Here is a 6242-nt window from a genome sequence, read left to right as displayed (position 1 = left end):
GCGCACCTTTGGCTGGATGATGCGCTGGCGGCGTCTCGTTCGCGACTATGAGAAGCGCATCGACGTCTCAACCGCCATGATCCATGTCGCCATGGGCGGCATTCTGATCCGCCGGAATGCTCATCCGTGAGTTTCCAAACAGTCTCTTAGAACTAACAAGTATCACGATAGAGCATCTGAGTACGATAGCCTTATGCATTCATGTGAAGAGGTGGTCTTCTATCGCAAGGCACTAGGGGAGATGAATGAAGATTAGTTCGCAATCTTTTGCGTGCTGGTTCCTCTATGAAGCGGAAAGACGCTCGCGCGATAACCAGAACCGTTAGAATGTATGCCACAAAGAATATCTTACTGTTTGCGATTTCACGTGGGACCAACATTAAATCGAGCATCGTCACTATCGTAATTTGCACCGGGACATGCCATAGGTACGTGCCATATGTAGTGTCGCCAAGCCACTGAGCTGCCTGTTTGCCAAAACTAATTCCGAGGCCGTCTAAAGAAGCGGTCAGCATGACAGCTCCTGCAAATAGCAAGACAAGCGACAGCGAACCTGAATAGCTCCTCTGAGTCCAGAAGATGTGAATCCAGAAGGCCGCAACCAGAACGAACCCTATAGTAGGCACAACGAGCGGCTTCGCTTGAAACCGCTTCACCACCATGAACACAGCTGTTCCTGCGAAGAAATAAAAGCCACACTCGCTGAACGGGGTGAGGAATGCAAAATAACCTGCTAGGATGAAGCCAACTTGCATGATGAGTGGGCCGAGCAGACCCCGTGCAAACAGTGTCGGCAGGGCGACAATGAAAACGATATAAACAAAAATCTCGACCGAAACCGACCAAATTGGAGCGTTAAAAGAAAAACCGCTCTGCGCTCCCCAATGGGATACAAGAAGGATGTTTAGCGCAAAATGATACAAGTCATTATAGGCATAAATCTGATAGTGCCCAGCCAACTTCAGACTTAATAACTGGAGACCTGCCACAACCAGTAGCGTTATTAAATTTAGCGGATAGAGGCGAGCGAATCGGTTTCTAGCGAACTTAAGCTTGGAGACGCTAGATCCAGAGTATGCTACCGCGAATACGAAGCCCGAGATTAGCCAGAAGAACTGGACTGCATATAAGCCATAATCATAAAACGTTTGGAAATAAGAATAGAGCGGCTGCACTGACCTGCTTTGAAATACTGGAGGCTCACCCGCTCGTGGCATGTAGAAGTGCTGATAATGCCAAATGAGCACTGAGAGGGCGGCTAGGCCTCTTAAGAGATCGATATAAAAAAAACGCTGAGGCAGCATTGGAGCAGATTTCATCGCCGCTCATATTGCACAGACAATGATGCGAGGCAACGCTAAGCTTGCTCAGCGCCTACGTCGTTTATCAGGCGCCACAGATTTTTCATCGAGGACCAGGGTCGGAATTTGCAGCGACTCAGGTGGCTTGCTCACTACTTTCTTTTGCTTTGGTGTCGAAGAGCTACATGACAAAAAACCGACGAAGCATACATACGGTTGTAAAGACCGTTCTAGCCAAGATACTCGATTAAAACATCAGAATATGAGAGTGTCTATCTACAGGGATTTCAGTGCTGTTGTTGGAAACTCTCGACAAGCGATGCAACGCGGCTAGCCGCCATTACTGGTTGGCAATTACAGCTTCTCTTTAATCTCTGGAGAGGGTCTCTAGCTAGCACGTTAACGAATCGTCCAGTGCAATTTTCATGCCGACACGCACGCCCTGCGCCGCAGCAGGGCAATAAGCGCTATATCTAAAACTACAATGATTTCAATATGGTGCCCCTGGCCGGGATCGAACCAGCACTCCTTGCGGAACTCGATTTTGAGTCGAGCGCGTCTACCAATTCCGCCACAGGGGCAAGGACCCGCGACGTACCATGGGCGGCAAAGGTTGGTCAATGCGCGAGATGTGAAGGGAGGCCGCACGGCTTAACCCTCGCAATTCCGGGCGCCATGTGCTCAAAGAGGCGCGGGGCCAAGGCCCTAATCTGGATCTGAACCTGTCGGAACCCCATGCTGAGACGCCTCTACGACTGGACCCTGTCCCTCGCGGCCCGACCTTCCGCCCCCTATGCGCTGGCTCTGGTGTCCTTCTCGGAAAGCTCGTTCTTTCCGGTTCCGCCGGATGTGATGCTGGTGCCTATGATGCTGGCGCGGCCCGACAAGGCCTGGTCATATGCGCTGATCTGCACCGTCGCGTCCGTTCTGGGCGGCATCCTGGGATACTTCATCGGCTTGGGGCTCTACGATTCGATCGGAGCTTGGCTATTCCAGCTCTACGGCCTCACCGAGGGCGCCGAAACGTTCCGGCATGCTTATGCCGAGTACGGCCATTGGGTGATCCTGCTGAAAGGCCTGACGCCCATCCCCTACAAGCTCGTGACCATCACGTCGGGCTTTGCGGGCTATCACCTGGGCTGGTTCATCCTGCTGTCGATCCTGACCCGCGGAGCCCGCTTCTTCATCGTGGCCCTCCTGATGAGCAAGTTCGGGCCCAAGATCAAATCGATCATCGACAACCATTTCAACCTGGTGGCGGCTCTGGCCATCGCGGCCTTCGTCGGCGGCTTCGTCGCCTTCCGCTACCTTTTCTAGAGGAAGGGGCCGATGCGGATCAGCCTCACCATGCGGCAGGCCGTTCTGGCGGTGGCCTTGGGAGCGGCGGCCACGGTCGGCGGAGCGCTCGTCTTCGAGCACGTCTTCGGCTACGTGCCGTGCAAGCTCTGCCTCATGCAGCGCAATCCCTACTACATCGCGATCCCGATGGGCCTCGTGGCCGCGCTCCTGCCGCCCCGCTATGCCAGGGCCGGGCTCTGGCTCCTGGCCCTGATCTTCGTCGTCAGCGCAGGGCTCGGAGCCTATCATGCCGGCGTCGAGTGGGGCTTCTTCGTCGGTCCGAGCGATTGCGGCGGCGGATCGGGCGCAGCCGCGGGCAATGTCGGCGATTTCATGAGCCAGCTGCAGAACACCCGGGTCGTCAGCTGCACGCAGGCGGCCTGGCGCTTCCTCGGCCTGTCGCTGGCGGGATGGAACGTGCTGATTTCCTTAGGATTGGCCGCTTTTGCGGCCATTACCGCCGCCCGCAAGGGCTTCCGCATCGGTGGCTGAGGCTCAGAGCATCGGACCCAAAAGTGGAATGCACTTTTGGGATCTAGCCCGATGCTCCACTCTTTCGCTGGCGCATCGTTCGGCACGGAAAACCGGGTCCACTTTTCCGCACGATGCGCTAGCCTGCATAACGTCGGAGACATTTCATGAGCATCCAGGCCCTGAAAGAAGAAGTCGCGCGGCAGTTCGGGACACCCGCCGTGGTGATCGACCTCGACGTGGTGGAGCGCAACATCGCCCGGCTCCAGGCCCTCTGCGACGCGGCTGGCGTGGCCAACCGTCCGCACATCAAGACGCACAAGAGCCCGGTCATCGCCGCCATGCAGCGCGACGCAGGCGCGCGGGGCATTACCTGCCAGAAGCTCGGCGAGGCGGAGATCATGGCCGAGAGCGGCCATGACGACATCCTGATCTCCTACAACATCCTGGGCGAGGAGAAGCTGAACCGGCTCGGCCAGCTCCTGTCTCGCACAAAGGTCACCGTGGCGGCCGACAACCCGGTGGTCGTGGCGGGCCTGCCGCAGGCGGCGGCTCTGGCCGGGCGCGATCTCGATGTGGTGGTGGAATGCGACACGGGCCGCAAGCGGGCAGGCGTCGAGACGGTCGCGGAGGCGGTTGCGCTCGCCCGGGATATCGCCTCCCGGCCCGGGCTCTCGTTTGCCGGCTTCATGCTGTATCCGCCGGAAAACGCCATGGCCGAGACGCAAGCCTTCCTCGATGCGGCCACGGCCGGCGTGCGAGAGCTGGGCCTCGAGCCCCGCATCGTCTCGTCGGGAGGCACGCCCAATCTCGTCAATCTCGGCAAGATCAAGGGCGTGACCGAGCACCGGGCCGGAACCTCCGTGTTCAACGACCGGATGATGCTGGCCGCCGGCGTCGCCCAGCTGGAGGATTGCGCGCTCACGGTCTATGCGACCGTGGTCAGCCGCGCCGGTCCCGAGCGGGGCATTCTCGACTCAGGCTCGAAGACCCTGACCAGCGACACGGGCGGTCTGGAGGGGCACGGCCTCATCCTCGAGCATCCGCAGGCCAAGATCGCCCGCTTCGCCGAGGAACATGGCTTCCTCGATCTCTCCGCTTGCAACGACCGTCCCAATATCGGCGATGTGGTGCGCATCGTGCCGAACCATGTCTGCGTGGTGGTGAACATGGTGGACCGCCTGGTCACGGTGCGCGGCGACAGGATCGTCGGCGAGCTGCCCGTGGCGGCCCGTGGACGGCTGACCTGACCGGCGAGAAGAGGTCTTAAGGCTCCAGCTCGCTGTCCCAGTAGAGATAGTCCATCCAGCTGTCGTGGAGATAGTTCGGCGGGAAAAGACGGCCGTTGGAGTGGAGGTCGTGGACGGTGGGGGCGAAGGGGCTCTGCCGAGGCCACATTTCCACCTCTCGGGGCAGCTTGTCCCCTTTGCGGAGGTTGCAGGGCGCGCAGGCGGCGACGACGTTTTCCCAAGTGGTTTGCCCGCCCTTGGACCGGGGGATCACGTGATCGAAGGTAAGGTCCTCGCGGTCGCCGCAATATTGGCAGCTGAAGCGGTCGCGCAGGAAGACGTTGAAGCGGGTGAAAGCCGGGTGGCGTGACGGTTTGACGTAGGTTTTGAGCGAAATGACCGAGGGCAGGCGGATCTCGAAGGTCGGACTTCGCACGACCTTGTCGTATTCCGAAACGATGTTGACCCTGTCCAGGAACACCGCCTTGATCGCATCCTGCCAGCACCAGATGGACAAGGGGTAGTAACTCAACGGCCGGTAATCGGCATTGAGAACGAGGGCCGGGCAGGCCTCCGGTCGCACAACAGGCTGGACGTGTATCGTCACCTCACCTCCTCTTCAACTTAAGAGAAGCGTCTTTCCCGTCGGATTAGACTATAGGCAATACGACACTGTTGTGAAGATCCGGAACTCAGACGTTTGTGACGCACCCACAGGAAGTGCGGCATGAGGGAAACAGGGCCGTATTCCAGGAGATCGGTGCCCGCGATGAACCTTCTCCACCAAGGATTGGCCTGGATCGAGCCCGCCATCATCACCTATGGCGTTCTGGCCCTGCTCGTCATTCTCTACTTCGAATCGTTCGGGGTTCCCCTGCCCGGCGAGAGCGCCCTCATCGCAGCCTCGCTCCTGGCCGTCCGCGGCGATCTCGCCATCGGCCACGTCTTCCTGGCGGCCTGGCTCGGCGCCGTGCTCGGCGACAGCACCGGCTATCTGATCGGCCGGCTCGGGGGGCGGCCGCTCCTGAACAGGTTCGGCTATCTGGTGAAGCTCACGCCGGACCGCCTGTCGCGGCTCGAAAAGACGGTGGAGACCAAAGGGTTCTTCATGGTCTTCACGGCGCGCTTCATCGTCGTGCTGCGGCAGCTCAACGGCCTCATCGCCGGATCGGCCGGGATGCCCTGGCCGCATTTCGTCGCGGCGAATGCCCTCGGAGGCCTGCTGTGGGCGGGCTTGTGGAGCTTCGGGCCCTATTTCTTTACGGATGCCTTCAAGCGGCTGATCTGAGTCGTTCCGTCAGGGCGGCACGAGTTCGAAATGCGACCGGTCCGCGTTCCTGAAGCTCTGGAAATGGCCTCCCCAGCGGATGGGCACTCCCAGCTCCATGGCGGCCCTCTTCATCGCACCGGCGATCAGATTCTGCGCCGTCCGGTCGAAGATCACCCTCCCGTCCCGATCGAGCGGCCATAAATCGACGGCGTTCCCGGACCGGTGCATGCTGTCCTGCGTCCGGGACCAGCCCCATGCCACGGCCATCCGCTGAAGCCTGCCATCACGTTTGCCGGAACCGATGACGAAACGCTGGTCGGGATTGTCGTCCTGAGCCTTCCGAACCACCTTCGCGAGAACAGGATTGAGCGCACCGAGATTGGCTTCGTGGGATCCGACCGGATCCGGGTTCCATGCGCGGAACATCACGAGCTGATCCCGCCCGAGATCGTCCCTGGCCGGAATTTTCGCGTAGACGCCGCCCGGGCCATAAAGGGAAGAGTTGGTGAGTTGAGGAAGTCCTTGCGGATCACCGGCGGCTTCGGACTGCGCCCGGGCGTCTGGGCTTAAACCGAATAATGCAAGGCCGAAGACAACGAGGCAAATGGCAGACGCATTCTGAATCATGGTGCC

Annotated in this window: 7 protein-coding genes, 1 tRNA gene and 1 pseudogene; 5 read left to right on the top strand and 4 right to left on the bottom strand. The window is 59.4% G+C overall.

Translation table 11 applies throughout. The features are described 5' to 3' along the window. A pseudogene (locus tag AB4097_RS07230) lies at positions 1-130 on the top strand (IS5/IS1182 family transposase); the annotation flags it as partial. 61 nt (positions 131-191) lie between these two features. Here AB4097_RS07230 and AB4097_RS07225 read toward each other — a convergent pair. After that, positions 192-1319: an acyltransferase family protein gene (locus tag AB4097_RS07225; protein ID WP_442037943.1), complete on the bottom strand. Its 1128-nt coding sequence runs from the start codon at positions 1317-1319 to the stop codon at positions 192-194. 478 nt (positions 1320-1797) lie between these two features. Beyond that, positions 1798-1882, bottom strand: a tRNA-Leu gene (locus AB4097_RS07220). A 154-nt stretch (positions 1883-2036) separates the two neighbouring features. Between AB4097_RS07220 and AB4097_RS07215 the strand changes: the two genes are divergently transcribed. The 3 genes from AB4097_RS07215 (at position 2037) to AB4097_RS07205 (ending at position 4360) form a co-directional block, all read left to right on the top strand. Further along, complete coding sequence (locus tag AB4097_RS07215) at positions 2037-2618, top strand: YqaA family protein (protein WP_114943060.1); 582 nt, start codon at positions 2037-2039, stop codon at positions 2616-2618. 12 nt (positions 2619-2630) lie between these two features. After that, complete coding sequence (locus AB4097_RS07210; RefSeq protein WP_442037941.1) at positions 2631-3131, top strand: disulfide bond formation protein B; 501 nt, start codon at positions 2631-2633, stop codon at positions 3129-3131. Between the two features lie 146 nt (positions 3132-3277). After that, the gene (locus AB4097_RS07205; RefSeq protein ID WP_442037939.1) at positions 3278-4360 is read left to right on the top strand and encodes a D-TA family PLP-dependent enzyme; all 1083 of its coding nucleotides are present in this window, start codon (positions 3278-3280) and stop codon (positions 4358-4360) included. Between the two features lie 16 nt (positions 4361-4376). Here the strand turns inward: AB4097_RS07205 and AB4097_RS07200 are convergent, their stop codons facing one another. Further along, the gene (locus tag AB4097_RS07200; protein ID WP_162003246.1) at positions 4377-4946 is read right to left on the bottom strand and encodes an HNH endonuclease; all 570 of its coding nucleotides are present in this window, start codon (positions 4944-4946) and stop codon (positions 4377-4379) included. 183 nt (positions 4947-5129) lie between these two features. Here AB4097_RS07200 and AB4097_RS07195 point away from each other — a divergent pair, with 183 nt between their 5' ends. Then, the gene (locus AB4097_RS07195; protein ID WP_442037949.1) at positions 5130-5627 is read left to right on the top strand and encodes a DedA family protein; all 498 of its coding nucleotides are present in this window, start codon (positions 5130-5132) and stop codon (positions 5625-5627) included. 9 nt (positions 5628-5636) lie between these two features. On the opposite strand, the gene AB4097_RS07190 is transcribed toward AB4097_RS07195, so the two are convergent. Next, positions 5637-6236, bottom strand: a complete 600-nt coding sequence (locus tag AB4097_RS07190; protein WP_442037936.1) for a M15 family metallopeptidase — start codon at positions 6234-6236, stop codon at positions 5637-5639. Positions 6237-6242 lie beyond the last annotated feature (6 nt).

This window comes from Microvirga sp. 2MCAF35, from assembly GCF_052115545.1.
Classification (GTDB): Bacteria; Pseudomonadota; Alphaproteobacteria; order Rhizobiales; family Beijerinckiaceae; genus Microvirga.
This window is presented reverse-complemented; position numbering and strand designations above follow the sequence as displayed.